This window comes from Streptomyces filipinensis, assembly GCF_014649495.1.
GTDB lineage: Bacteria > Actinomycetota > Actinomycetes > Streptomycetales > Streptomycetaceae > Streptomyces > Streptomyces filipinensis.
The window spans coordinates 85,742-109,497 of the sequence record NZ_BMTD01000012.1; the positions used below are offsets into that span (position 1 = coordinate 85,742).

Sequence of the window (23,756 nt, forward strand, 5' to 3'; positions counted from 1 at the left end):
TGCCCCCTTCCGTCCCGGGCGAGTCGCTGACGCGAGGGCGAGGCCGCGGTGCGAGACGGTCGGCGGGGGTGGGGGCGGTCGGTCAGGCCGGGCTCACCCTGACCATCCCGCCCTTCGGGTCGACGCGGTCGTACCAGTGTGCGCTGAGGGTGAGGGTGCGGTTCGGCAGGGCGGTGCCGAGTACCGGCCGCTCCTGGTGCAGGAGGCGGCCGTCCTGGTGGATCCGCAGGACCGGGCGGGTGAGCGGGGCGCCGGTGCGCAGGACGTGACGGGCGGGCGGCCCGGTGGGGGTGATGCGGTTCGGGGCGATCCAGCGCAGCGGCTCCTCGACGACGAGCGGGACTCCCGGGTCCGGCCAGGGGGCGCCCGCCAGGAAGTCCAGCACCGCGCCGGCAGCCCTGGCCCCCTCACCGGCCGCCGCACCGGCGCGTTCGACGGCGTGCAGGACGTTCCCGGCGGCGAAGACCCCGGTCCGGGAGGTGTGCAGCGTGCCGTCGACGGCGGGGCCGCGGGTGCCGGGGTCCAGGGCGAGGGCGCCGCGCCGGGCGAGTTCGTGATCGGGTACGAAGTCGCCGGTGAAGACGACGGTGTCGCAGGCCAGCACGGTCGTACGGCCGTCGCGGTGCCGGACGCGGACGCCGGACAGGCGGCCGTGGCCGAGGAGTTCGGCGACCGTGGTCCCCGTCAGCAGGGGGATGCCGTGGCACAGCCGGGCGGTCTGGGCGCGGGCCCGCCCGGTCTGGGCCCGCGGGTGCTCGGTCACCAGGGCGACCACCTCGGCGCCGGCCGCGCGCACGGTGGCGGCCGCCGCGTACGAGACGTCCTCGGCGCCGACGACGACCGCGCGGGTGCCGACGCGCTGCCCGAAGAGATGGACCGCCTGCTGGAGTTCACCGGTGGTGTAGACGCCGGCGGGGCGGGTGCCGGGCACCAGCCGGGCGGTGCGCGGGCGTTCCCGGGCACCGGTGGCCAGGACGACGACGCGCGCCTCGACGGTCTCGGGGCCGCCGGGACCGACGACGTGGAGCGCCGGGCCGGTACCGGAGCCGGAGCCGAGGGGCACCCGGCCGGTACCGGAGCCGGCGAGGGGCACGCTCGTGGACACGCACGGGCCGGTTCCGGCAGCGGTCCGCTCGCACGGGCGGCCGGTTCGCGTGGGGGACGCCTCGGCTGCGGCCCCGTCCGGAACACCCGCCCCGAACTCCCCTGCCGCCGCCGGATCCGCGGCCCACGGCCGCCCCGGGCCGAAGAGACCCACCGCCCCGGGCGCCCCGGCCCCTGCCCAGTCCAGAGCCGTCACCCCGGTCCGGACCACCGCGCCCGCGCGGGCGGCGGCCTCCGCCAGCAGCCGGGCGTATCCCGGACCGGTCAGCGGACGCGTCCACGTGCCGAAGCCGCCGTGTGCGCAGTGCCGTGGGACTCCCCCCGGCTCGGCCTCCCGATCCAGCACCTCCACGTGCCCGGCACCGGCGGCGGCCAGCCGTGCGGCCGCGGCGAGTCCGGCGGGGCCGGCGCCGACGACGAGGACGTCGACCCGGCGCGGGCTCGTCACGGCCACCCCTTTCCCGAGGGCCCCCGGCCGGCCGGATCGGCCTGCGCGAGACCCCGTTCCAACAGGTCCCGCACCGCCGCGCCGCAGTAGAACCCCTGGCACCGGCCCGCCCCGGCGCGGGTGCGTCGGCGCAGGGCCTCCAGGGTGCGGGGCGGGATCGGAGCGGCGAGGGCGTCGCGGATCTCGCCCTGGGAGACGCGCTCGCAGTGGCAGACGAGGACGCCGTACTCGGGGTCGGCGGCGACGAGGTCGGGCCGTTGGCAGGGGCGCGGCAACGCCTCGCCGAGGCCGGGGACGGTCACCGGATCCGGCTCGCGCACCGGGCCGAGGTCGAGACCGGTGCCGGCCAGCAGGCCGGTGACATGGGCGGCGATGGCCATCGAAGCGGTCAGGCCGGTGGAGCGGATGCCGCCGACGGTGACGTACCCCTGCTCGGGGTGAGCGGTGATCCGGTAGTCCTCCTGCCCGATGGCCGCGCGCAGCCCGGCGTAGACGGCGGTGACCTCCTCGTCGAGGAGCGCGGGCAGGATACGGCGGCCCTTGTCCCGCAGTCCGGCGAGGCCCTCGGCGGTGGAGCCCGTGGCCCGCTTGTCGTCGAGGTCCTCGGCGGTGGGCCCGAGCAGCACGTTGCCGTGGACGGTGGGCGCGACCAGGACGCCCTTGCCGCGCGCGGTCGGCACGGGCAGGAGGATGTGCCGGACGAGCGGGCGGGCGAGCCTGTCGTACACCAGGAGCTGGCCGCGGCGCGGGGTGACGGTGAAGTCCTCGTGGCCGAGCAGCCGGTCGACGGTGTCGGCGTGCAGTCCGGCCGCGTTGACCAGCCGGCGGGCGCGCAGGGTGCCCCGGGACGTGACGAGGTGGTGGCCGGCCTGCCAAGCCGCCTGTGCGACCGCGGCGTTCAGGTGCAGGTCCACTCCGGCGCGGACCGCCTGGGTGGCGTACGCCAGGGTCGTCGTCCAGGGGCAGATGATGCTCTCGCCGGGCACGTGCAGGGCGCCGAGCGCTCCGGGTCCGAGGCGGGGTTCGCGGGCGTACACCTCGTCGGAGCCCAGCAAGGACGTCTCGCCGTAGCCGTTGCGCTCGGCCTTCCCGGCCAGCCGGGGCAGGGCGGCCAGCTGTTCCTCGTCCCAGGCGACCAGCAGGGCGCCGACGCGTTCGACGGGGATGCCGGTCTCGGCGGCGTAGGCGCCCAGCCGGTGGTAGCCCTCGCGGACCAGCCAGGCCTCCAGGGTCCCCGGGGCGGCGTCGAAACCGGTGTGCAGGATCGCCGTGTTCGCCTTGGACGTGCCCTGGCCGACGTCGTCCTGGGCCTCCACCAGGGCGACGCTCAGCCGGGGCCGGCGGGCGAGTTCACGGGCGAGGGCGCAGCCGACGACTCCGGCGCCGACGATCACGACGTCGTACGTCCGACCGGGCAGCGGGCCTTCCCGGGTGACGGTCATGAGCCGAGCAGGGCGGCCACGGCGGTGCGGAAGCGGTCGCGGCGTTCGGCGGCCTGGTCGGCGGTGACCCGGGGTTCGTACACGGCGGCGGGCTTCCAGTCGGGCAGTGCCTGTTCGACGGCCAGGGTACGGTCCGCGCCGAGGCGGGCGAGGGCGGCCGCGCCGAGTGCGGTCGCGTCGGGCAGCGCGGACACCTCGACGGGGCGTTGCAGCAGGTCGGCCTGGGTCTGCAGGAGCAGCGCCGAGCGGGTCAGTCCGCCGTCGACGCGGAGCGTGTCCAGCGGGGCGCCGAGGTCGGCGGCGGCCGCGTCGGCGAGTTCGGCGACCTGGGCGGCGATGCCTTCGCACAGGGCGCGCACCAGGTGGCCGGGGCCGGTGTCGAGGCCGAGGCCGGTGAGCGAGCCCCGCAGGTCGCCGCGCCACCAGGGGGCGGCGAGTCCGGCGAGGGCGGGCACGAAGGTGACCCCGCCGCTGTCGGGGACGGCACCGCCGACGGGGTCGAGGTCGGCGGCGGAGGAGATGACGCCGAGTTCGGTGAGCCAGCGGACGGCGGAGGCGGCCGTGTAGACCTGGCCGTCGAGGCAGTAGGCGGGGGTTCCGGCGAGCCGCCAGGCGACACAGCTGACCAGGCCGGAGCTGCCGCGCCGGGGGCGGTCGCCGGTGTGTGCGAGCAGGAAGGCGCCGGTGCCGTAGGTGCACTTGGCGGCGCCGGGCGCGGTGACGCGCTGGGCGAGCAGGGCGGCCTGCTGGTCGACGATCAGTCCGGTGAGCGGGATCTCGCGGCCGAACGCCGTGGTGGTGCCCACCGGTCCTGCCGTGTCGGTCACCTCGGGGAGGCGTTCGCCGGCCAGGCCGTACAGGTCGAGGGCGCGCGGGGACCACTCGGCGCGGTCGAGGTCGAGGAGCTGGGTGCGGCCGGCGGTGGCGGCGTCGGTGACACAGGCGCCGGTGAGGCGGTGGACCAGCCAGGCGTCGGAGGTGGTCACGACGCCCTCGCGGGTGAGGTGGCGGCGGATCCAGGCCATCTTCGGCGCGGCGAAGTACGGGTCGAGGGGCAGCCCGGTCAGCCGGCGCAGTTCCTCGGCGTGCTCGGCGAGTTCGGCGCACACGGACTCGGCGCGCCGGTCCTGCCACACCAGGGCGTCGGTCAGCGGGCGGCCGTCGGCCGGGTCCCAGGCGAGGACCGTCTCGCCCTGGTTGGCCAGGCCCAGGGCCACGACGTCCTCACCGGCCTCGGCCAGCGCCTGCCGGCCGGCGTGGACCACCGAGTCGTACAGCTCGGCCGGGTCCGCCTCGACCAGTCCACCGGGCAGGTACCGGGGGCGGACCTCGGCGAACCCGGAGCCCAGGACACCGCGTTCCGGGCAGACCACGAGGGCCTTGGTGCCGGACGTGCCCTGGTCGACGGCGAGCACCGGCCTCGCCATCACACCTCCCGCCACTTCGCCCCGAAGATCACCGTGTCAGCCTGCCGCCGTGCCATGGCCGCCGTCAAGCTTCTCCCCGCCGCTCAACTTGCCTGGACAAATGGTTGAGTTGACAACAATGGCAAGGCGGAACCGGCACCTCTATAGTGACCGCCGACCCGCGCGCCACCCCACGACCGCCGCCCACAGGAGGGCCGTTGCCACGCGACCCCGTCAGCTCGCCCGTGCGCCGGCCCGGGACCGACGGCTGATGGCCAGAGAAGCCCCCCGCCCCTCCTACGACCCCGCCGGCCCCGACCACGCCCTGCGCGCCGCGCTCCAGGATCTGCGCACCGGCCGCTGGATGGCGATGCGCGCGCTGCTGGCGGACACCGCGCACGGCTGGCAGTGGACCCAGCGCACCCAGGTCCTCGCGGCGGCCGCCGCCGGCACCGACGTGGTGCGCGCCTGGCTCGCGGAGGAGCCGGAGAGCGTCCATGCCGCGGTGATGCACGCGCGGGTCGGGGTGGAGCGGGCGTTGCGGGCCCAGCGGGAGAGGCACCGCCGTACCCACGAGTTGTGGATCGAGTCCTGGGACGCCGCCCAGTCCGCCACCCGGATCGCCCCGCAGGATCCGGTGCCGTGGGTGTGCCTGCTGGCGCTGGCGCAGCTGGATCCGGAGCAGCGGTGGGAGGAGCACCGGGTGGCCGCGCCCGAGCCGGTGCTGCCGCCGGGTCCCTGGGGGCTGCTGGCCGAGGCGGGCAAGCGCGACCCGTACAACCGCGAGGCGCACCACCGGATGCTGCAGTTCCTGTATGTGCGGGGCGGCTCGGGCCGGCTCGCGGAGGCCGCCGGCTACGCGCAGTGGGCCGCCGCGCGGGCCCCGCGCGGTTCCGCGCTGCACGTGCTGCCGCTGTACGTCCGCGTCGAGCGCTACCGGCGTGCCAGCGGGCACGACGCGGCGCTCGACCTGCACTGGGTGGCGGAGGACTCGGCCCGGGAGGCGCGGCGTGCCCTGGAGTCCTGGTTCGGGCACACGCGGCCCGCCGAGCGCTCCCTGCTGGACCTCAACCACCTGGCCCACGCCCTGTGGGGCTCGCTGCAGTTCCCCGACGCGGGCCGGGTGTTCGACGCCATCGGCCCGTACTTCACGCCCCCGCCGTGGCTGTACCGCACGCCCGACCGTGCCCGTGCCGTGGAGGTGTTCACCCAGGCCCGGGAGCGCTGCCGGGCCGCCGCGGACGGCACCCGCCCCTGAAGACCCCCTGAACGTGCCCTGTCCCCAGCCCGTCGACCCGGAGGTCCCCCGCATGTCCACCCCCGATCCCGCGCCCGCCCCGGGCCTGCCGCAGCAGGACGAGGAGCAGCGGCTGCGCGAACTCGGCTACCGGCCGGTCCTGGCCCGCCGCATGGGCGGCTTCGGCAACTTCGCGATCAGCTTCTCGGTGATCTCGATCCTGTCGGGTTGCATGACCCTGTACGGCTTCGGCCTGAACACCGGCGGGCCCGCCGTGATGCTGTGGGGCTGGGCGGGCGTCGGCCTGTTCGTGCTGTGCGTCGGCCTGGCGCTCGCCGAGGTCACCAGCGCCTATCCGACCTCCGGCGCCCTGTACTACATGGCCGACCGGCTCGGCGGCCGGCGCTGGGGCTGGTACACGGGCTGGCTGAATCTGCTCGGGCTGCTCGGCGCGATCGCCGGCATCGACTACGGCGCCGCGCTGTTCACCGGCGCGTTCGCGAACCTGCAGTGGGGCTTCACGCCGACGCCGGGCCGGACCATGCTCATCTTCTGCGCCATTCTGCTCCTGCACGCGGTGCTGAACCTGTTCGGCGTCCGCCTGGTCAGTGTGCTCAACTCGGTCAGCGTGTGGTGGCACCTGGCGGGCGTCGCGCTCATCGTCGGCGCGCTCGCGATCGTCCCCGACCACCACCGGTCGGTGTCCTTCGTGTTCACGAAGTTCGTCAACGAGACCGGCTGGCACAACCCGCTGTACGTGGCGGCGGTCGGCCTGCTGCTCGCGCAGTACACCTTCTCGGGCTACGACGCCTCCGCCCACCTGTCCGAGGAGACCTCGCAGGCCTCGGTGGCGGCGGCGCGCGGCATCGTCAGGTCCATCTGGGCGTCCTGGATCGCCGGGTTCGTGCTGCTCGCCGGGCTGACCTTCGCCATCCAGGACTACGACGCCACGCGCACCACCGCGACCGGGGTGCCGCCCGCGCAGATCCTGCTCGACGGCCTCGGCACCGGCGGCGCCAGCGCGCTGCTGCTGGTCGTGATCATCGCCCAGCTGTTCTGCGGCAACGCCGAGGTCGCGGCGGCCAGCCGGATGGTGTTCGCGTTCAGCCGGGACGGCGCGCTGCCCGGCTCGCACCTGTGGCGCAAGGTGAGCAGCCGCACCCAGACGCCGGTCGCCGCCGTGTGGCTGGCCGTCGTCGTGGCCGGCGTCCTCGCGCTGCCGTCGCTGTACTCGGCGACGGCGTACAACGCGGTGACCGCCATCAACGTCATCGGCATCACCCCGGCCTACGCCATCCCCGTGCTGCTGCGGCTGCGCGCGGGCGACCGTTTCCGGCCCGGGCCGTGGCATCTGGGCCGCTGGAGCAGGCCGGTCGGCTGGATCGCGGTGATCTGGGTGGCCTGTGTGACCGTGCTGTTCTGCCTGCCGCAGGCCTCACCGGTCACCGTGGACACGATGAACTACGCCTCGGTGGCGCTCGCCGTCGTGCTGGTCCTGGCGAGCGTGTGGTGGTACGTCGCCCGCCGGTCCTACGGCACTCCGACCGCCGCCGCGTACGGCAGCGACCGCGACCAGGCCGAACTGGCGGAGGGCATCGTCTGAGCCACGTGCCCGGAGAGCGCCGGTCCCGGTGCGAACTGGTGTGCCGGATACGGCAGGATGAACGATCGCGCCGGTCACCGGAGCTCCCGGACCGGCGCGTTCGCACTTCCCGCACATCGAGCAGGTGACCACGTGACGAGACCTCCCCACTCCGCAGCCCGCGCACGCCGCGGAGGTGACCGGTGAACCGCGCGCTGACCCTGGACGACCTCGTCCTCGCCGGCATCTCCCTCGCGGCGGGCCTGCTGCTCGCGTTCCTGTCGCGCACGCTGCTGCGCTGGCTCGCGGGGCACGCCAAGCGGACCCGCTGGAGCGGCGACGACGTCATCGTGGACGCGCTGCGCTCGGTCGTCCCGTGGGCGGCGATCGCGGGCGGCGCGGCGGCGGCAGCGGTCGTGCTGCCGCTGACCCGGACCGTGCAGCACCACACGAACCAGATCCTCGAAGTGTGGCTGATCCTCGTGGTGACCCTGTCCGCGGCCCGGGTGATCTCCGGCCTGGTCAGCTCGGTCACCCAGTCCCGCTCGGGCGTGGCGGGCTCGGCGACCATCTTCGTCAACATCACCCGGGTGCTGGTCCTGGCGATCGGCTTCCTGGTCGTCCTGCAGACGCTCGGTATCTCCATAGCGCCCCTGCTGACCGCCCTGGGCGTCGGCGGCCTGGCCGTGGCCCTGGCCCTGCAGGACACCCTCGCCAACCTCTTCGCGGGCATCCACATCCTGGCCTCCAAGACCGTGCAGCCCGGTGACTACATCCGGCTGAGCGGCGGCGAGGAGGGGTACGTCGTGGACATCAACTGGCGCCAGACGACGGTCCGCCAGCTGTCCAACAACCTGGTGGTCATCCCCAACGGCCAGCTCGCCAAGGCCAACATGACCAACTACACGCACCCCGAGCAGCGGTTGACGGTGCTGGTGCAGGCCGGGGTGGGCTACGACTGCGACCTGGAGCACGTGGAGCGGGTGACTGCGGAGGTCGTCACGGAGGTCATGCGCGAGGTCGAGGGCGCCGTCCCGGACCACGAGCCCGCCATCCGCTTCCACACCTTCGGCGACTCCCGCATCGGTTTCACCATCGTCCTCGGTGTCGGCGAGTTCAGCGACCAGTACCGGATCAAGCACGAGTTCATCAAGCGCCTGCACCGCCGCTACCGCGCGGAGGGCATCAGCATCCCGCCCCCCACCCGCACCGTCGCGCTGCAGCAGGGCGCGGTGGTGATCCCGCAGCAGCGCAGCGGGGAGGACGTCGTCTCGGGGGCCGCCGAGTAGCCCCGTATGCTCGAAGCAGCATGACCGCCTCGCCCGACCCCCGTGCCCTGGACCGGACGCTGGACGCGCTCGCGCGCCAGCCGTTCCGCGCCCGGTTCCGCCTGCGGGGGCGGGACCGGGCGACCGCGGAGCTCAAGGGCCCGGCCACGATCCGGTGGCACGCCTACGACCTGATCGCGCGGCGGCTGGCACCGGCCCGGCCGCACAAGGACGGCAAGCAGACGCCGTACCGCGGCCACCCGGTCTTCGTCGCCCAGCACGCGACCGCCACCTGCTGCCGGGGCTGTCTGGAGCGCTGGCACGGGATCCCGAAGGGGCGGGAGCTGACCCGGGCCGAGCACATGTACGTGGTGGACGTGATCTGCCGGTGGATCGAGCGGGAGATGACGGGCGGAACCCCGGGCGGGCCCGGCCCCGCCCGCCCGGGCTGACCGGGGCGCGGCCGCGTCTCCGTCGTCGCCCCGTGCGGGGCCCCGGGCGACGGCGAGCGCAGCGGGTACGCAGGCCCGCCGCCCTCACGCACCTCGCCGCCGCTGAGCAGGCCGTTCGCGACCGCGTGCGGCCGGCGCGGGCGTGCGGCCGCGCCGACGGGAACGATTTCCGGTCAGGACCCCTGTCGAGCCGGACTCCATCACGAGATATCTTGATGTCGAGCAATGTTGCAGACGTGGAGCGGAGCACCCGGTGACTGACTCGACCATCATCTACACCTACACAGACGAGGCCCCGGCCCTGGCGACGCATTCGTTCCTGCCGGTGATCCAGGCGTACGCCTCGCAGGCCGGTGTGCCCGTGACCACCCGGGACATCTCGCTGGCCGGGCGCATCATCGCCGTCTTCCCGGAGTACCTGAACGAGGACCAGCGCATCCCGGACGCGCTGTCCGAGCTGGGCGAGCTGGCCAAGACCCCCGCGGCCAACATCATCAAGCTGCCGAACATCTCGGCGTCCATCCCGCAGCTGAAGGCCGCCGTCGCCGAGCTGCAGGGCAAGGGCTACGCGCTGCCGGACTACCCGGACGACCCGAAGACCGACGAGGAGCGCGAGATCCGCGCCCGTTACGACAAGGTCAAGGGCTCCGCCGTCAACCCGGTCCTGCGTGAGGGCAACTCCGACCGCCGCGCCCCGGCCTCGGTGAAGAACTACGCCAAGACCCACCCGCACCGCATGGGCGCCTGGACCTCCGAGTCCCGCACCAATGTGGCCACGATGGGCGAGAACGACTTCCGCTCCACCGAGAAGTCCGTCGTCATCGCCGAGGACGGCGCGCTGAGGATCGAGCTGGTCGCCGCGGACGGCACCACCACCGTCCTGAAGGAGTCCGTACCGGTCCGCAAGGACGAGGTCGTCGACGCCTCCGTCATGCGCGTCGCCGAGCTCGAAGGGTTCCTCGCCGCGCAGGTCGCCCGCGCCAAGCAGGAGGGCGTCCTGTTCTCCGTGCACCTGAAGGCGACGATGATGAAGGTCTCCGACCCGATCATCTTCGGTCACGTGGTGCGCGCCTTCTTCCCGAAGACGTTCGCGAAGTACGGCGAGACGCTCAAGGCGGCGGGCCTCACCCCGAACGACGGCCTGGGCGGCATCCTGAAGGGCCTGGAGAACCTGCCCGAGGGCGCCGAGATCAAGGCCTCCTTCGACGCCGAGATCGCCGAGGGCCCGGCCCTCGCCATGGTCGACTCCGACAAGGGCATCACCAACCTGCACGTGCCCTCCGACGTCATCATCGACGCCTCCATGCCGGCGATGATCCGCACCTCCGGCCACATGTGGGGCCCGGACGGCCAGGAGGCCGACACCCTCGCCGTCGTCCCGGACTCCTCCTACGCCGGTGTCTACCAGGCCGTGATCGAGGACTGCCGGGCCAACGGCGCCTTCGACCCGTCCACCATGGGCTCGGTCCCGAACGTCGGCCTGATGGCGCAGAAGGCCGAGGAGTACGGCTCCCACGACAAGACCTTCGAGGTCGCCACGGCCGGCACGGTCCGCCTGGTCGACGCCACCGGCAACGTGCTGATCGAGCAGCCGGTCGCCGCCGGCGACATCTTCCGCGCCTGCCAGACCAAGGACGCCCCGATCCGCGACTGGGTCAAGCTGGCCGTCACCCGCGCCCGCGCCACCGGCGACCCGGCCGTGTTCTGGCTGGACGAGGGCCGCGCGCACGACGCCAACCTGATCGCCAAGGTCAAGCAGTACCTGCCCGAGCACGACACCGAGGGCCTGGACATCAGGATCCTGAGCCCCGTCGAGGCCACCAAGCTGTCGGTGGAGCGCATCCGCCGCGGCGAGAACACGATCTCGGTCACCGGCAACGTCCTGCGCGACTACCTGACCGACCTCTTCCCGATCCTGGAGCTGGGCACCAGCGCCAAGATGCTGTCGGTCGTGCCGCTGATGGCGGGCGGCGGCCTGTTCGAGACGGGCGCCGGCGGCTCCGCGCCGAAGCACGTCCAGCAGCTGGTCAAGGAGAACTACCTGCGCTGGGACTCCCTCGGTGAGTTCTTCGCGCTCGTGCCCTCCTTCGAGCAGTACGCGACCGCCACCGGCAACGCCCGCGCCAAGGTCCTCGCCGACACCCTCGACCGCGCCACGGCGACCTTCCTCAACGAGGACAAGTCCCCGACCCGCCGCGTCGGCGGCATCGACAACCGCGGCAGCCACTTCTTCCTGTCCCTGTACTGGGCGCAGGAGCTGGCCCGGCAGACCGACGACGCCGACCTGGCCAAGGCCTTCGCGCCGCTCGCCGAGACCCTCGCCGCGAACGAGCAGAAGATCGTGGACGAGCTGATCGCCGTCCAGGGCAAGCCGGCCGACATCGGCGGCTACTACCAGGTCGACAAGGCCAAGGCGGACGCGGTCATGCGCCCGTCCGCCACCTGGAACGAGGTGCTGGCGTCCCTGAGCTGACGCCCGCGGCGCCCGAGCCGCTCACCCGAGTGATCCTCCGCCCCGGCCGGCGACCCCGGCCGGGGCGGAGCCGTGTCCACACCACCGAAACGCCACGGAGCAGCCCGTGTCCTCGTTCGAACTCCTGCCCGGCGCCCCCGACTCGCCCGTGCTGCTGCACGTGCCGCACTCCGCGCGGGCGGTCCCCGCGGACGTGCGGGCCGGCATCGTGCTGGACGACGCCGCGCTGGAGCGGGAGCTGGACCACATCACGGACGCGCACACCGCCGAGCTCGCCGAGCGGGCCGCCGAGCGGGCCGGCGTCACGCCGTGGCGGTTCGTGAACCGGCTGTCCCGGCTGGTCGTGGACCCGGAGCGGTTCCCGGACGAGCGGGAGGAGATGACGGCCGTCGGGATGGGCGCCGTCTACACCCGGACCACGCACCGCACCGCGCTGCGGCCCGCGGACACCGATCCGGAGCCGCTGCTGGCGCGGTACTTCCGGCCGTACGCGCGGGCCATGACCGAGGCGGTCGCGGACCGGCTGGCCGCGACCGGGCGGGCCGTGGTGATCGACGTCCACTCCTATCCGAGCGAGCCGCTCCCCTACGAGCTGCACGGCAGCGGGCCGCGTCCGCCGGTGTGCCTGGGCACGGATTCCCTGCACACCCCGCCCGGCCTGGCCAAGGCCGCCCGCAGGGCGTTCACGGCCTGCGGTGGGACGGGGCTGGACAGCCCGTTCGCCGGGACATACGTGCCGCTGGAGTTCCACGGCACCGACACCCGGGTCGCGGCCCTGATGGTGGAGATCCGCCGTGACACCTACATGACGGAGCCGGGCGGCCCGGCCGGGCCGGGACTGGAACGGCTGGCGAACGCCCTGGCCGCACTCGTGGACGCGGCCTGAAGCGCCCCCGCCTGGCGCACTCCCACAGGACAGCCACCGCTGCCCGTACCAGTGTGGTGCGCATGACCGACGAGACCACGCTCACCGGCCAGGCCCCCGTGCGCGACTGGCCCGCATCCGACCTGGACGGGACGGACTTCGACCCGGTGCTCGCCGACCTCATGCGCGAGGGCCCGCTGACCCGCATCCGGCTGCCGTTCGGCGAGGGCTGGGCGTGGCTGGCGACCCGCTATGACGACGTGAAGCTGATCACCAACGACCCGCGGTTCAGCCGTGCCGAGGTGACCCGGCGTCAGATCACCCGGCTCGCACCGAACTTCGCGCCCCGGCCCGGCTCGCTGGCCTGGGCCGACCAGCCCGACCACAACCGGCTGCGCAGGCCCGTCGCCGGCGCGTTCACGGTGAGCGCGATGAAGCGGCTGCGGCCCCGCGCGCAGGCGATCCTGGACGAGCTGGTGGAGGGTGTCGTCCGGGACGGGCCGCCGGCCGACCTGGTCGAGCGGGTGCTGGAGCCGTTCCCGATCAGCGTCGTCAGCGAGGTCATGGGGGTGCCGCCCGCCGACCGGGACCAGGTGCACACCTGGACGCGGGAGATCATCTCCACCACCGGGGCCGAGGCCGCCGGCCAGGCCAAGGACGGTCTGTACGACTGGATCCGCTCCGTCGTCCGGGCCCGCGCGCACAGCACGGGCGAAGACGTCTACGCGCTGCTCGGCCGGGCCGTGGCGGCCGGGGAGATCAGCGAGGAGGAGGCCGTCGGGCTGGCCGGCCCGCTGCAGATCGGCGGTGAGGCCGTCACGCACAACTGCGGGCAGATGCTGTACCTGCTGCTGACCCGGCCGGAACTGATGGAGCGGATGCGGGCACGGCCCGAGGCGCGCGGTCCGGTGCTGGACGAGCTGCTGCGCCACATCCCGCACCGCAGCACGGTCGGGCTCGCCCGGATCGCCCTGGAGGACGTGGAGATCGCCGGTCACCGGATCACCGCGGGCGAACCGGTCTACGTCTCCTACCTCGCCGCCAACCGGGACCCGGACGTCTTCGCGGACCCGGACCGCATCGATCCGGACCGCGCTCCCCGTCCGCATCTCGCGTTCGGCAACGGCCCGCACTTCTGCACCGGCGCGGTCCTGGCCCGGCTGCAGACCGAGCTGCTGGTGGACACGCTGCTGGACCGGCTGCCCGGGCTGCGGCTCGCCGTGCCGGCCGAGCAGGTGCGCTGGCGGCACAAGACCATGATCCGCGGCCCGCGGACGCTGCCCGTGACCTGGTCCAGCTGACCGGGTTCAGGCTCGCAGCCACTCCGTGACGATCACCTCCGCGCCGGTGCGCAGCCTGAGGGCGAACGGGCCGGCCGGCGCCGTGTCACTGCTGAAGCGGCCGAGGGTGTCGACCGTGACCTGGCGGGCGGTCTGCGGGCCGCCGAGCACCTCGATGCGCGCCGACTGCGGCGGCAGCAGCTGGCCGATCAGCCCGTGGTCGGTGACCTCGACGTCGACGGTGACCTCACCCGCCCGGAACGTCAGCATCCGGGGCGCGTCCGTGACGCCCCTGACGGGCAGCGCGTCCACGAGCGAGTCGAAGGTCAGCTCGGCGAGCTGCGCGTCCAGGTCGTGCAGGGCGTAGGCGTCCAGGGCGAGTTGGCGCAGGAAGTCCGGGACGGGGTCCAGGACGGCGGCGGCCTGGCGCAGCCCCTCCTCCAGCACGGCGTCCGCCAGCTCCTCCTCGTCCCCGGCCCCGGCCCCGCGGAACTCGTCCCCGGCCCGTCGATGCCGGTCCCCGGCCTGTCGGTGCTCGTCCGCGCCGTGTCGCGGGAACCGGTCCTCGTCGTCGCTCACGCCGCCCCCCGTGCGTCCATCCGGGCCCGCAGCCGGCGCAGACAGCGCTGGCGCAAGGGGCCGATACTGCCGACCGCGATACCGAGGGCGGCCGAGATCTCCCCGTAGCTGGGCGGCGGGGAGGCCACGAGCACGCGCAGCAGCTGCCGGCAGCGCTCCCCCAGTCCCTCCAGCTCCTGCCACAGGCAGCGCACCCGCTCGGCCCGGTCCGCCGCCTCCTCCGAGTCGATCAGCGACTCCTCGGGGGTCCGGTCGTCGCTGGCCCGGTCCAGCACCCGCGGATCGTCCGTCAGGGTGAGCCGGGTCAGGGCCTTGAGCACCTTCAGGCACTCGTGGCGGGTGGTACTGGCCAGCCAGGAACCGGCCTTGTCGGGTTCGCGGATGCGGCCCAGGTTCTGGGCGAAGCGGAACCAGACGGTCTGATAGACCTCGTGCCCGTCGGCGTCGGAGAGCCGGTGTGCGCGCACGACCGACCACACGAGCGGACTCATCCCTTCCACCAGCGCTTTCCAGGCCGCGGCGTCTCCGTCGACGGCGGACTGGACCAGCGCGCCGACCTCTGTTCGGTCCACGGCTCCACCCCTCGTGTACGGCACGTCATGGTACGCCGTGGAGCGGAGGGTTCCGGCCCTCATGCGGGCAGGGCCGGGACGACGACGGGGACGGGGCGCCAGCTGGGCGGCCGGAGCGCCGGGACGTGCGCCCCGCGCACATCGGCCGTGTCGGTGGTGGCCGCCAGCAGGCGCGTGCGCGCGGCGCGCGGGTCACGTTCCTGATGCGCCGTCATATGGGCGGCGACCAGACCCGCGGCGACCGGGGTGGCGAAGGACGTGCCGCTCCACTGCGCGAGTCCGTCGAACATCACCTGGTCCGGCTTGGCACCGGTGCTCTCCCGGCCCTCGCTCAGCACACCGGTGTGGCGCGGGAACTGGCAGGTGCACAGGTAGTCGGAGCCGTACCGGCAGCTGTCGTAGGTGGAGTGCTGGTAGACGTACGGCACGGGGGCGGCGAACCCGGTGAGGGCGCTGGTGAGGCGCTCGCCCGGGGCGTAGACCCGCACCCAGGGGCCGTGGTTGCTGAAGCAGGCGGCGCCGTCGCCGTCCGCGCGCAGCGCGCCGACCGACAGCACGCTGTCGGCGTACTCGGGCAGGGCGGCGTAGGCGGCGGGCCAGAACGGCGTGTCACTGGCGTTGTTGCCGGCGGCGGCCACCAGCAGGGTGCGCTGGCCGCGCAGTTCGCGCATGAACGCGTCCAGGCCGAGCAGGCCGTCGCCGCCCTCGGTGGGGGTGCCGGCGGAGAGGCTGATGATGTCGGGCCAGCCGCCTCGGTCGACCGCCTCGAAGAGCCGGGCACCGAACTCGGACTCCAGGATCGCCCCGGCGTCGTTGAGGGTGCCCCGGACGGTGAGGGCGGTGTTGGGCGCGACGGCCGCGAGCACCCCGGCGATGAACGTGCCGTGGCCGACGTACTGGCCGAGCACGCCGCCGGCGTCGGTCTCGGCCGCCTGGGCGTCGCCCGTGGTGTGGGCGAGCAGCGGGTAGGAGCCGTGGTCGTGCACGAGGCCGGTGTCGATCACGAGGACGCCGACGGCGCTGCCCGCGTCGTAACGGCCCTCGGCGGCGGCCGGGTTGGCCGGCTGGGTGCGCGCGACGGGCACCGGCTCGTCGCCGGGGCAGGCGTTGACCGCGATGTGCACCACGTGGTTGCGGCTCACCAGCCGGCGGCCCCGGCGGTCCTCGGCCTCCCGCAGGGCGCGCAGCGCGTGCGGGACGGTGTCCTCGCCGGCGTCCGGGGCACCGGTGCGGATGCGGGTGACGCCGGTGCGGCCGGTCTCGGGGCCGTCCCGGCGGACGTGGTCGGGGACGAGGCCCTCGGTCGCGGTGAAGTGGGCGCGCACGGTGTCCTCGACGACGCGGGCCTCCTCGCCGTCGCGGGCCAGGACGACCCCCTTCTCGTAGAGGAAGTGTGCGTCCTCCTCCGGCCCCATGGCCAGCGCGACGCCGGGCATGGAGTGCTGGATGTGTGCGAACTGCTCGTGGAATCGCTGTGGTGCCATGGCCTTCCTCCCCCTGAAGACGGTGTTCGACAGTGAGAGTCGTGGGACCACCGTCTGATACAGCAGGCCACTACCATGCGAGACGTGACAGCGGGAAGCGAGTCGGTGCTCGAACTGCTGCCCTTGGTGTTCGCCGACCCGGGCGAGGCCCGGGCACGCGCGGAACAGGTGCTGCACGCCGCTCCGCCGCCGCTGCACGCCAGCGTCGCCCACCAGGTGCTCGGCATCTGGCAGCGGGACTTCGGGGACCTGCGGATCGCGCTCCGGCATCTGCGCCGGGCCCGGGACCTGGCCGCGCGCGCCGAGTCGGCCGACCGTGAGGCGGATGTGCTCGCGACGCTCGGGGTCGCACTGGTGCACGCGGGGCGCACGCGGCAGGGGCTCACCTCCTTCGAGCGCGGGGTCGCCCGGGGCTCCGGGCACACCCGGGCCCGGGTGCTGTACCGGCGGGCGTATGTGTGGTGGGTGCTGGGGCATCACCGGGAGGCGCTGGAGGACGTTCGGCGGGCGCTGCCGGTGCTGCGCCAGGTCGGCGACGACATCTGGACCGCGCGGGCGCTGACCCTGCGGGCCACCGTGCATCTGGCGCTCGGCGCGGTGGACCGGGCGGTCGCGGACTTCACGGCGGCGGAGCGGCTGTGGGACACCACCGGCCAGGAGCACGACAAGGCCGACGCGGTGGAGAGCCGGGGCCTCGCCGCGTTCCGCTCCGGGGACATCCCGGCGGCGCTGCGGCTGCTGGACGAGGCCGAGGAGCGGTACGCGAAACTCGGCACCCCCACGTACATGCTGTCCATCCGGCGCTGCGAGGTGCTGATGGCGGCCGGTCTGGCCCCGGAGGCGCTGGCCGAGGCGGACGCGGCGATCGCGCTGCTGGACCGGATCGGCGGGCAGTCGACGCGCAAGGCCGAGCTGCTGCTGGCGGCCGCGCGGGCCGCCCGCTCGGCCGGGGACCCGCACACCGCCGTGGCCCGCGCCGCCGTCGCCGTACGGCTGTTCGCGGCGCAGCGGCGGCTGTGGTGGCAGACGCATGCCCGGCTGGTGCTGATCGAGGCACGGGTGGCGGCCGGGCGCCGCTCGGGGCGGCTGGTCGCGGACGCGGCGGCGGTCGCCGGGAAGCTGGCCTCCTTCGGCTCGCCCGCCGCACCGGAGGCGTCGCTGCTCGCGGGCCGGATCGCGCTGGCGCTGGGCTGGACGGCCGACGCGGAGCGGCATCTGGCGGTGGCCGCGCGCAGCCGGCACGGCGGCCCGCCGCCGGCCCGGGTGACCGGCTGGGCGGCGCAGGCGCTCCGGGCGCGCGCGGCAGGGTCCCGGCGGGGCGTGCTGGAGGCCTGCCGGCGGGGGCTGGAGGTGCTGGACGACCACCGGATGACGCTCGGCGCCTCGGAGCTGCGGGCCCACGCCTCCGCGCAGGGCGCCGAACTGGCCGCGCTGGCCCAGGAGGTGAGCCTCGCCCACGGCACACCGCGCCGGCTGCTCCAGTGGAGCGAGCGCTGGCGGGCCACCGTGCTGTCCGCGCCGCCCACCCGGCCGCCCGCCGACCCGGCGCTGCTGAGCGGCCTGACCGCCTACCGGGAGATCGCGGCCCGCGCGGAGGAGGCCCGGATGGAGGGCCGCCCCATACCCGCGCTGGAGCGTGAACAGCGGCGCCTGGAACGGGAGATCCGCTCCCGCACCCATCACATCCGCGGCGCCGCCCCGCACGAGGGCGACCGTTTCGACGTGGCCCGGCTGCTGGACCGGCTGGGCGAGGCGCACCTGGCCGAACTCGCCGTGGTCGACGGGCGGGTGCACGTCCTGCTGTGCGGGCAGGGCCGGGTACGGCGGTTCACCGGCGGCCCGCTGGCCGAGGCGGTGGCCGAGGCCGAGCACGTCCAGGCCGGACTGCGGCGGCTCGCCCACCCCGGCGCCGAGGCGCGGCTGCCCCTGGTGGAGGCCGCGGGACTGCGCCTGCAGGAGCTGCTGCTGGGCGGGGCGGCGGCACAGCTCGGTCCGGGTCCGGTGGTGATCGTTCCTCCGGGGGCGCTGCACCGGGTGCCGTGGGCGCTGCTGCCCGCGCTGCGGGACCGCGTCCTCAGCGTGTCGCCGTCGGCGGGCAGCTGGCTGCGCGCCCGCGAGACGGAGCCGCCGCCGGGCGGCCGGCACGTCCTGGTGCGCGGCCCCGGCCTCGCCACCGGCGGCGCGGAAGTACCGGAACTGGCCGACCGCTACGGCACGGCGACGGTCCTGGAGGGCGACGCGGCCCAGGTCCCCCGCGTCCTGGAGCACCTGGACGGCGCGGCTCTCGCGCACATCGCCGCCCACGGCACGTTCCGCGGCGACAGCCCCCTCTTCTCGGCCCTGCGCATGGCCGACGGCCCGCTGATCGTGCACGACTTCGAACGGCTCGCCCGCAGCCCGTACCGGATCATCCTCTCCAGCTGCGACACGGCCCGCCTGGCGTCCGTCGGCGCCGACGAACTCCTCGGGCTGGTCACCGCGTTGCTGCCGCTGGGCACGGCCGGGGTGGTGGCGAGCAGTGCCCCGGTCAACGACGCCGCCGTGGTCCCCCTGATGCTGGCCCTGCACAAGGGTCTGGGCGCGGGCCTGTCGCTGGCGGAGGCGCTCCGGGACGCCCGCACCACCCTGCCCGAGGACCCGGTGCACCAGGCGACGGGCTGGGCGTTCGCGGCCTTCGGGGCGGCGTGAAGAGGCTCTCGGGCGGTGCAGGGGCGCGTGCGGGCGGCGGACGTCAGGCGGACTCGCACAGCGACGGCAGAGCTCCCCGGTCGCCGGTACCGAGGCGGCTGTACGCGCTGTACAGATGATTCCCCACGGTCCGCACCGACAGGGTCAGCCGCTCCGCGATCTCCCGGTTGCTCAGGCCCGCCGCGGCAAGTGTCACGATCTGCCGCTGCCGGGCCGTGAGTTCGCCGAGGACCAGCCCCGCCAACGCCGGCGTGCGCGCCCCCTGGCACCGCCGTGCGAGCGAGACCGCCCGGGTCCGGGACATCCGCGCCGACCGTGGATCCCGGTGCACCCGCACGGCCTGCGCCCGCGCCTCGGCCGCGAACAGCAGGAAGCCCCGCTCCTCCAGGGCCTCGGCGGCGCGGTCCAGCGCGGCCCCGTCACCACGCGACAGCGCCTCCGCGTGCCGGGCGACCACACTGCCCGCCGGCAGCGTCCCGGCGACCCGCTCCGGCGCGCCGAGGCGTACGCAGTCGTAGCGGGCGAACACGTCGCCACCGCGACCGGCCTTCAACTCTCCCTCGGCCAGGGCGAGTTCCTCATCGCAGCCGACGTCCCCCGGTGTCCGCCGCAGTCCCTGACGAGCCCAGGCGGCGGCGTCCCGTACCTCGCCGCGCAGCCGGGCGAACCGGGCGCGGACGGCGGCGTACCCGGCGGGCAGCCCCGCGTCCTCGGCGACCAGCCACTCCCCCACCGGCGTCGGCACCGGCCGGACGTCCAGCTGCTCGATCCGCCGTGCCAGCAGCCGTTGCTCGGCCTCCAGGGCCGCCGTGTACGAGCGGGGCGCGCCGGCCCATCGGCGTGCCCGCAGCCGCCCGGCCGTGGCGCGCAGGAACGGTCCGTGCAGCGGATGCGCCAGCGTGACCGTGCCCTGATCGCCGACGTGGACCAGGCCGTCCGTCTCCAGTCGCTCCAGCACGTCCAGATCGAGGTCGGCCGGCACCGGCGACAGCGGCAGGGGCAGCGGCTCGGCGAAGGCCAGGCGGTCCAGGACGTCCCGCTCGCCCCGCGCGCGGCGCTCCAGCGCCGGGGCGAGCCGCTCGCGCACCGCCGGCGTGACCGGCAGCTCTCCCCGCCAGGCCCGCTCCCGTGTACCGGGAACGGGAAGCAGCCGCCCGGCCCGGTCGAGCGCGTCGACCAGGTCGCGCAGCAGCCGCAGATCGCCGCGGCACATCCGGTGCAGACGGCGCACGGTGAGCGGTTCCAGCCCGGCGGTGGCGAGCAGGTGGGCGACGTCCTCGCAGGGCAGCGGGTCGAGGGCCAGCCGGGGCAGCAGCTCCCCGGTCCACAGCCGGGACACCGCGCCGGGTGCGGGCGCGCCGTCGACCGCGGCCACCACGAGCCGGGTGCGGCCGTGCACGGCGAGCTGGTGGACGAGGGCGGCGGAGGCGTCGTCGAGCAGATGGGCGTCGTCCACGACGAGGAGCCGCAGTCCGGACAGGATCCGCACCGCGCGCTGCGGCGAGACGGCGTCGGGCAGCAGGTGGGCGAAGGCCGCGAAGGGCAGCCCCCGGGCCTCGGGTGTGCCGGTCACCCGGGCGTGCCCCGTGCCCCGGACCGCCTCGGTGATCAGCCGGGTCTTGCCGTGGCCGGGCGGTCCGGTCACCACGATGCCGGGCCGGCCCGCGGCCGACGCCGCGCGCACCCGCTCCCGTTCGTCCTCGCGACCGGTGAACGGCCAGGGCTGCTCCAGTGACTTCGCGTCCTGTTCGTGAGTCCTCACAGTCTTCTGAGCGCGCCTGCTCACCTTTGATACAGGGTGACTTGAGTAGCTCCCGACTCAGGCGCCCGGCGCGGGCGGACGGCACGCTGGCCGCATGACCCGACGCCTGTGCACGCTTGTGCGGCGGGTGCTGGTGACGGCACACGACCGGGGACGACCACGGTCCGGCGCCGGGGGGAGCGGCCGCGGACGTCACCTACGGGGGAGGTGACGTCCGCGGCCGCCCCGGTGTCCGCGGCCGCCCGGACGACCGGCCCGCCCGGCTGATCGCGGGGAACGTCACGACGCGGCCCGCCGGGACGGGGCGGCGCCGGCGTCCGGGTGGGCGAGGCCGAGGTGGTCGCGCAGGGTCGTGCCCTCGTACTCGGTGCGGAACACGCCCCGTTCCTGGAGCAGGGGTACGACCTTGTCCGCGAAGGGGTCCAGGCCTCCGGGGGTGATGTGCGGGACGAGGATGAAGCCGTCGGAGGCGTCGGCCTGCACGAAGTCGTCGATGGTCTGCGCGACGGTGGCCGGGGAGCCGACGAAGGTCTGCCGGTTGCCGGTGTTGATGACGAGGTCCCGGATGGACCACTTGTTGGCCTCGGCCAGCTGGCGCCACTCGCGCGCGATGGCGATCGGGTCCCGGTACATCCGCACCTGGGCGCGGCCCCGGGAGATGTGCTCCTCGCCGACCAGCGGATCGACCTCGGGCAGCGGGCCCTCGGGGTCGTACCCCGACAGGTCGCGGTTCCAGACGAACTCCAGGTGCTTGATCGCGGTCGCCCCGCTGACCTGCTGCCGGCGCACCTCGCGGGCGAGTTCGGCGGCCTCCTGGTCGGTGTCGCCGAGGACGAAGGTCGCGGCGGGCAGGATGAGCAGCTGGTCGGGCCGGCGGCCGTACTTGGCGAGCCGGGACTTGACGTCCGTGTAGAAGGCCTGGCCCTCCTTCAGGGTCGCGTACCTGCTGAAGATCGCGTCCGCGCCGGAGGCGGCGAACTCCCGGCCTTCCTCGGAGTCACCTGCCTGGAAGATCACCGGACGGCCCTGCGGGGAGCGCGGGACGTTGAACCGGCCGTGGATGTCGAAGTGCTGCCCCCGGTGCGCGAAGGAGCCCGCCCCGGCGTCCCTCAGGAAGGTGCCGGTGGCCTGGTCGGCGAGGATCTCGTCGCCGCGCCAGGAGTCGAACAGTTCGTGCGCGGTGGCGAGGAACTCCTCGGCCCGGGAGTAGCGCTCCTCCTGCGGCAGGAAGCCGCCGCGGCGGAAGTTCTCGCCGGTGAACGCGTCCCAGGAGGTGACCACGTTCCACGCGGAGCGGCCGCCGGAGAGGTGGTCGAGGCTGGCGAACTGGCGGGCCACCTCGTACGGCTCGTTGAACGTGGAGTTGATGGTGCCGGTGAGGCCGAGCCGGTCGGTGACGGCGGCCAGCGCGGCCAGCACGGTGAAGGTGTCGGGACGGCCGACCACGTCCAGGTCGTAGATCGTGCCGCCCTGTTCGCGCAGCCTGAGTCCCTCGGCGAGGAACAGGAAGTCGAACTTGGCGCGTTCGGCGGTCTGTGCGAAGTGCACGAAGGAGCTGAACTCGATGTGGCTGCCTGCGGCGGGGTCGCTCCACACGGTGGTGTTGTTGACTCCGGGGAAGTGCGCGGCCAGGTGGATCTGCTTCAGCGGCTTGCTCATGGGGTGCGGTCGTCCTCTCCGGCTCAGGCGGCTGCGTAGCGGTTGGCGGGGCGGGCGAGGCCGAGCAGGCCGCGCAGGGTGCCGGCCTCGTAGGCCTCCCGGAAGCGCCCCCGGCGCTGGAGCTCGGGCACCAGGTCGCGACTGATGCGGGGCAGGTCGTGACCGGCGACGGCGGGCCGCAGCCGGAAACCGGTCAGTCCGCCGGCCGCCCAGTCCTCCAGCAGGTCGGCCAGTTCACCGGCCGTGCCGGTGAAGATCCGGGCGTCGCTGGTGTACGGCTCCCCCGCGAGCGCGTCCAGCCGGTCCCGCCGCGCCCGCGCCGCTTCCTCGCTGTCGTCGAGGAAGACCACGAGGTCTCCGAAGACGTGCAGGGTGTCCCCGGCCCGGCCCGCCGTCTGCTGCTCGGCGCGGATCTCGGCGACGATCGCGCGGGCCTGCGCCACGTCGTGCGGGGTGACATAGCCGACGTCCGCCTGCCGGGCCACGAGGCGGTACGGGAGGGTCTGGTGGGCGAGAGCGGTGACCAGCGGCTGGCCCTGGGGCGGGCGCGGGGTGATCGAGGGGCCCTTGACGTGGAAGAAGCGGCCCTCGAAGTCGATGTAGTGCAGCTTGTCCCGGTCGATGAAGCGGCCCGTGGCCGCGTCCCGGATCTCGGCGTCGTCCTCCCAGCTGTCCCAGAGCCGGCGCACCACTTCCACGTGGTCGGCGGCCTCGTCGAACAGTTCGGCGACCAGGTCCCGCGCGGCGGGGCTGTCGTAGGCGTCGATCCGGCCGAGGGTACGGCGGCCGAAGTGGGCCGCCTCGTCCGGCCGGCCGCTGACCTGTACGCGCAGGCCCGCGCGGCCGGTGCTGACGTGGTCGAGGGTGGCGATGGCCTTGGAGACGTGGAACGGCTCGGTGTGTGTGGCCACCACGGTCGGCACCAGGCCTATGTGCCGGGTGAGCGGGGCGACGCGGGAGGCGACGAGGACCGCGTCGAGCCGGCCGCGTACCTGGTCGGTGCGCTCGTCGGGGTCGAGGGGGTGTGCGGACTGCGGGCCGAGGCCGTCCTCGATGGTAACGAAGTCGATGAGGCCGCGTTCGGCCTCGGCGACCAGGCCGGCCCAGTAGCCGGCGGTGAAGAGGTCATGGGGGCGGGCGACCGGCTCGCGCCAGGAGGCGGGGTGCCAGCCGGTGCCGTCCAGGGCGACGGCGAGGTGCAGGTGGGAAGCGGGAGTTGGGGACACGTCGGTGCCTTCCTTGATGTCCGTGTGAGAACACCGGCTCGCGGCGCGGGACGTCGGCGGGGGCGAGCGCGGCAGGAGGAGTCCCTGGCCGAGGGGCCGGGGAGGGACTCAGCGGCGACAGAGCGCGGCGGACACGCGCTGCAGGTCTATGTGCGGCCGGGAGTGCAGACGGACGGAGCGGTACGGGTGCGGGGCACGCGGCGGGAACGCACGGGGCACGGCCGTCACC

Annotated in this window: 18 protein-coding genes; 8 read left to right on the forward strand and 10 right to left on the reverse strand. The window is 74.6% G+C overall.

The genetic code is table 11. The features are described from left to right. Positions 1 to 82: 82 nt before the first annotated feature. From IE244_RS42190 to IE244_RS25490, 3 genes are read right to left on the reverse strand one after another with little or no spacing between them, the layout of a single operon-like run. Positions 83 to 1,552 carry an NAD(P)/FAD-dependent oxidoreductase gene (locus IE244_RS42190; protein ID WP_229854326.1) on the reverse strand — a complete coding sequence of 490 codons (1,470 nt, stop codon included), beginning with the start codon at positions 1,550 to 1,552 and terminating at the stop codon, positions 83 to 85. Continuing rightward, positions 1,549 to 2,994, reverse strand: coding sequence for an FAD-dependent oxidoreductase (locus IE244_RS25485; RefSeq protein WP_191875900.1), 1,446 nt, complete (start codon positions 2,992 to 2,994; stop codon positions 1,549 to 1,551). The genes IE244_RS42190 and IE244_RS25485 overlap by 4 nt, the downstream gene beginning before the upstream one ends. Then, positions 2,991 to 4,421 (reverse strand): FGGY family carbohydrate kinase, encoded by a 1,431-nt coding sequence (locus tag IE244_RS25490; RefSeq protein ID WP_191875901.1) that lies wholly within the window; start codon positions 4,419 to 4,421, stop codon positions 2,991 to 2,993. Before IE244_RS25490 ends, IE244_RS25485 begins: the two co-directional genes overlap by 4 nt. A 250-nt stretch (positions 4,422 to 4,671) precedes the next feature. On the opposite strand from IE244_RS25490, the gene IE244_RS25495 reads away from it, so the two are divergent. The 7 genes from IE244_RS25495 (at position 4,672) to IE244_RS25525 (ending at position 13,578) form a co-directional block, all read left to right on the forward strand. Continuing rightward, positions 4,672 to 5,658, forward strand: a complete 987-nt coding sequence (locus tag IE244_RS25495) for a hypothetical protein (protein ID WP_191875902.1) — start codon at positions 4,672 to 4,674, stop codon at positions 5,656 to 5,658. Positions 5,659 to 5,710: 52 nt separating this feature from the next. Continuing rightward, positions 5,711 to 7,240, forward strand: coding sequence for an amino acid permease (locus IE244_RS25500; protein WP_191875903.1), 1,530 nt, complete (start codon positions 5,711 to 5,713; stop codon positions 7,238 to 7,240). A 182-nt stretch (positions 7,241 to 7,422) separates the two neighbouring features. Beyond that, positions 7,423 to 8,508, forward strand: a complete 1,086-nt coding sequence (locus IE244_RS25505; protein WP_191875904.1) for a mechanosensitive ion channel family protein — start codon at positions 7,423 to 7,425, stop codon at positions 8,506 to 8,508. 20 nt (positions 8,509 to 8,528) lie between these two features. Beyond that, positions 8,529 to 8,939, forward strand: a complete 411-nt coding sequence (locus IE244_RS25510; protein WP_191875905.1) for a DUF4186 domain-containing protein — start codon at positions 8,529 to 8,531, stop codon at positions 8,937 to 8,939. Positions 8,940 to 9,192: 253 nt separating this feature from the next. Continuing rightward, on the forward strand, positions 9,193 to 11,412 hold the full coding sequence (locus IE244_RS25515) for an NADP-dependent isocitrate dehydrogenase (RefSeq protein WP_191875906.1): 2,220 nt from the start codon (positions 9,193 to 9,195) through the stop codon (positions 11,410 to 11,412). Between the two features lie 106 nt (positions 11,413 to 11,518). Next, on the forward strand, positions 11,519 to 12,298 hold the full coding sequence (locus IE244_RS25520; protein WP_191875907.1) for an N-formylglutamate amidohydrolase: 780 nt from the start codon (positions 11,519 to 11,521) through the stop codon (positions 12,296 to 12,298). A 62-nt stretch (positions 12,299 to 12,360) separates the two neighbouring features. After that, positions 12,361 to 13,578: a cytochrome P450 gene (locus tag IE244_RS25525; RefSeq protein WP_191875908.1), complete on the forward strand. Its 1,218-nt coding sequence runs from the start codon at positions 12,361 to 12,363 to the stop codon at positions 13,576 to 13,578. A gap of 6 nt (positions 13,579 to 13,584) precedes the next feature. Here IE244_RS25525 and IE244_RS25530 read toward each other — a convergent pair whose 3' ends face one another. The 3 genes from IE244_RS25530 to IE244_RS25540 all read right to left on the reverse strand — a co-directional run bounded on the left by IE244_RS25530 (position 13,585) and on the right by IE244_RS25540 (position 16,192). Continuing rightward, positions 13,585 to 14,016 (reverse strand): hypothetical protein, encoded by a 432-nt coding sequence (locus IE244_RS25530; protein WP_191876082.1) that lies wholly within the window; start codon positions 14,014 to 14,016, stop codon positions 13,585 to 13,587. A 116-nt stretch (positions 14,017 to 14,132) separates the two neighbouring features. Then, complete coding sequence (locus IE244_RS25535; RefSeq protein ID WP_191875909.1) at positions 14,133 to 14,771, reverse strand: RNA polymerase sigma factor; 639 nt, start codon at positions 14,769 to 14,771, stop codon at positions 14,133 to 14,135. Then, a complete protein-coding gene (locus tag IE244_RS25540) occupies positions 14,768 to 16,192 on the reverse strand; it encodes a S8 family peptidase (RefSeq protein ID WP_191875910.1) in 1,425 nt (474 codons plus the stop codon). Before IE244_RS25540 ends, IE244_RS25535 begins: the two co-directional genes overlap by 4 nt. Positions 16,193 to 16,267: 75 nt before the next feature. On the opposite strand from IE244_RS25540, the gene IE244_RS25545 reads away from it, so the two are divergent. Next, positions 16,268 to 18,880: a CHAT domain-containing protein gene (locus tag IE244_RS25545; RefSeq protein WP_229854327.1), complete on the forward strand. Its 2,613-nt coding sequence runs from the start codon at positions 16,268 to 16,270 to the stop codon at positions 18,878 to 18,880. Between the two features lie 43 nt (positions 18,881 to 18,923). On the opposite strand, the gene IE244_RS25550 is transcribed toward IE244_RS25545, so the two are convergent. From IE244_RS25550 to IE244_RS43210, 4 genes are all read right to left on the reverse strand, one after another. Then, a complete protein-coding gene (locus IE244_RS25550) occupies positions 18,924 to 20,642 on the reverse strand; it encodes a LuxR family transcriptional regulator AbsR2 (RefSeq protein WP_191875912.1) in 1,719 nt (572 codons plus the stop codon). A gap of 279 nt (positions 20,643 to 20,921) precedes the next feature. Continuing rightward, a complete protein-coding gene (locus IE244_RS25555; RefSeq protein ID WP_191875913.1) occupies positions 20,922 to 22,301 on the reverse strand; it encodes an NtaA/DmoA family FMN-dependent monooxygenase in 1,380 nt (459 codons plus the stop codon). A 23-nt stretch (positions 22,302 to 22,324) separates the two neighbouring features. After that, complete coding sequence (locus tag IE244_RS25560; RefSeq protein ID WP_191875914.1) at positions 22,325 to 23,527, reverse strand: LLM class flavin-dependent oxidoreductase; 1,203 nt, start codon at positions 23,525 to 23,527, stop codon at positions 22,325 to 22,327. Between the two features lie 108 nt (positions 23,528 to 23,635). Further along, positions 23,636 to 23,755, reverse strand: a complete 120-nt coding sequence (locus tag IE244_RS43210) for a putative leader peptide (protein ID WP_373305773.1) — start codon at positions 23,753 to 23,755, stop codon at positions 23,636 to 23,638. Position 23,756: the final 1 nt, after the last annotated feature.

What these genes read in the sequence shown, in the direction of transcription:
- IE244_RS25485 (WP_191875900.1), bottom strand. Translation starts at nt 2,994, where the DNA reads ATGACCGTCACCCGGGAAGGCCCGCTGCCCGGTCGGACGTACGACGTC.
- IE244_RS25490 (WP_191875901.1), bottom strand. Translation starts at nt 4,421, where the DNA reads ATGGCGAGGCCGGTGCTCGCCGTCGACCAGGGCACGTCCGGCACCAAG.
- IE244_RS25495 (WP_191875902.1), top strand. Translation starts at nt 4,672, where the DNA reads ATGGCCAGAGAAGCCCCCCGCCCCTCCTACGACCCCGCCGGCCCCGAC.
- IE244_RS25500 (WP_191875903.1), top strand. Translation starts at nt 5,711, where the DNA reads ATGTCCACCCCCGATCCCGCGCCCGCCCCGGGCCTGCCGCAGCAGGAC.
- IE244_RS25510 (WP_191875905.1), top strand. Translation starts at nt 8,529, where the DNA reads ATGACCGCCTCGCCCGACCCCCGTGCCCTGGACCGGACGCTGGACGCG.
- IE244_RS25525 (WP_191875908.1), top strand. Translation starts at nt 12,361, where the DNA reads ATGACCGACGAGACCACGCTCACCGGCCAGGCCCCCGTGCGCGACTGG.
- IE244_RS25535 (WP_191875909.1), bottom strand. Translation starts at nt 14,771, where the DNA reads ATGAGGGCCGGAACCCTCCGCTCCACGGCGTACCATGACGTGCCGTAC.
- IE244_RS25540 (WP_191875910.1), bottom strand. Translation starts at nt 16,192, where the DNA reads ATGGCACCACAGCGATTCCACGAGCAGTTCGCACACATCCAGCACTCC.
- IE244_RS25545 (WP_229854327.1), top strand. Translation starts at nt 16,268, where the DNA reads ATGCGAGACGTGACAGCGGGAAGCGAGTCGGTGCTCGAACTGCTGCCC.
- IE244_RS25555 (WP_191875913.1), bottom strand. Translation starts at nt 22,301, where the DNA reads ATGAGCAAGCCGCTGAAGCAGATCCACCTGGCCGCGCACTTCCCCGGA.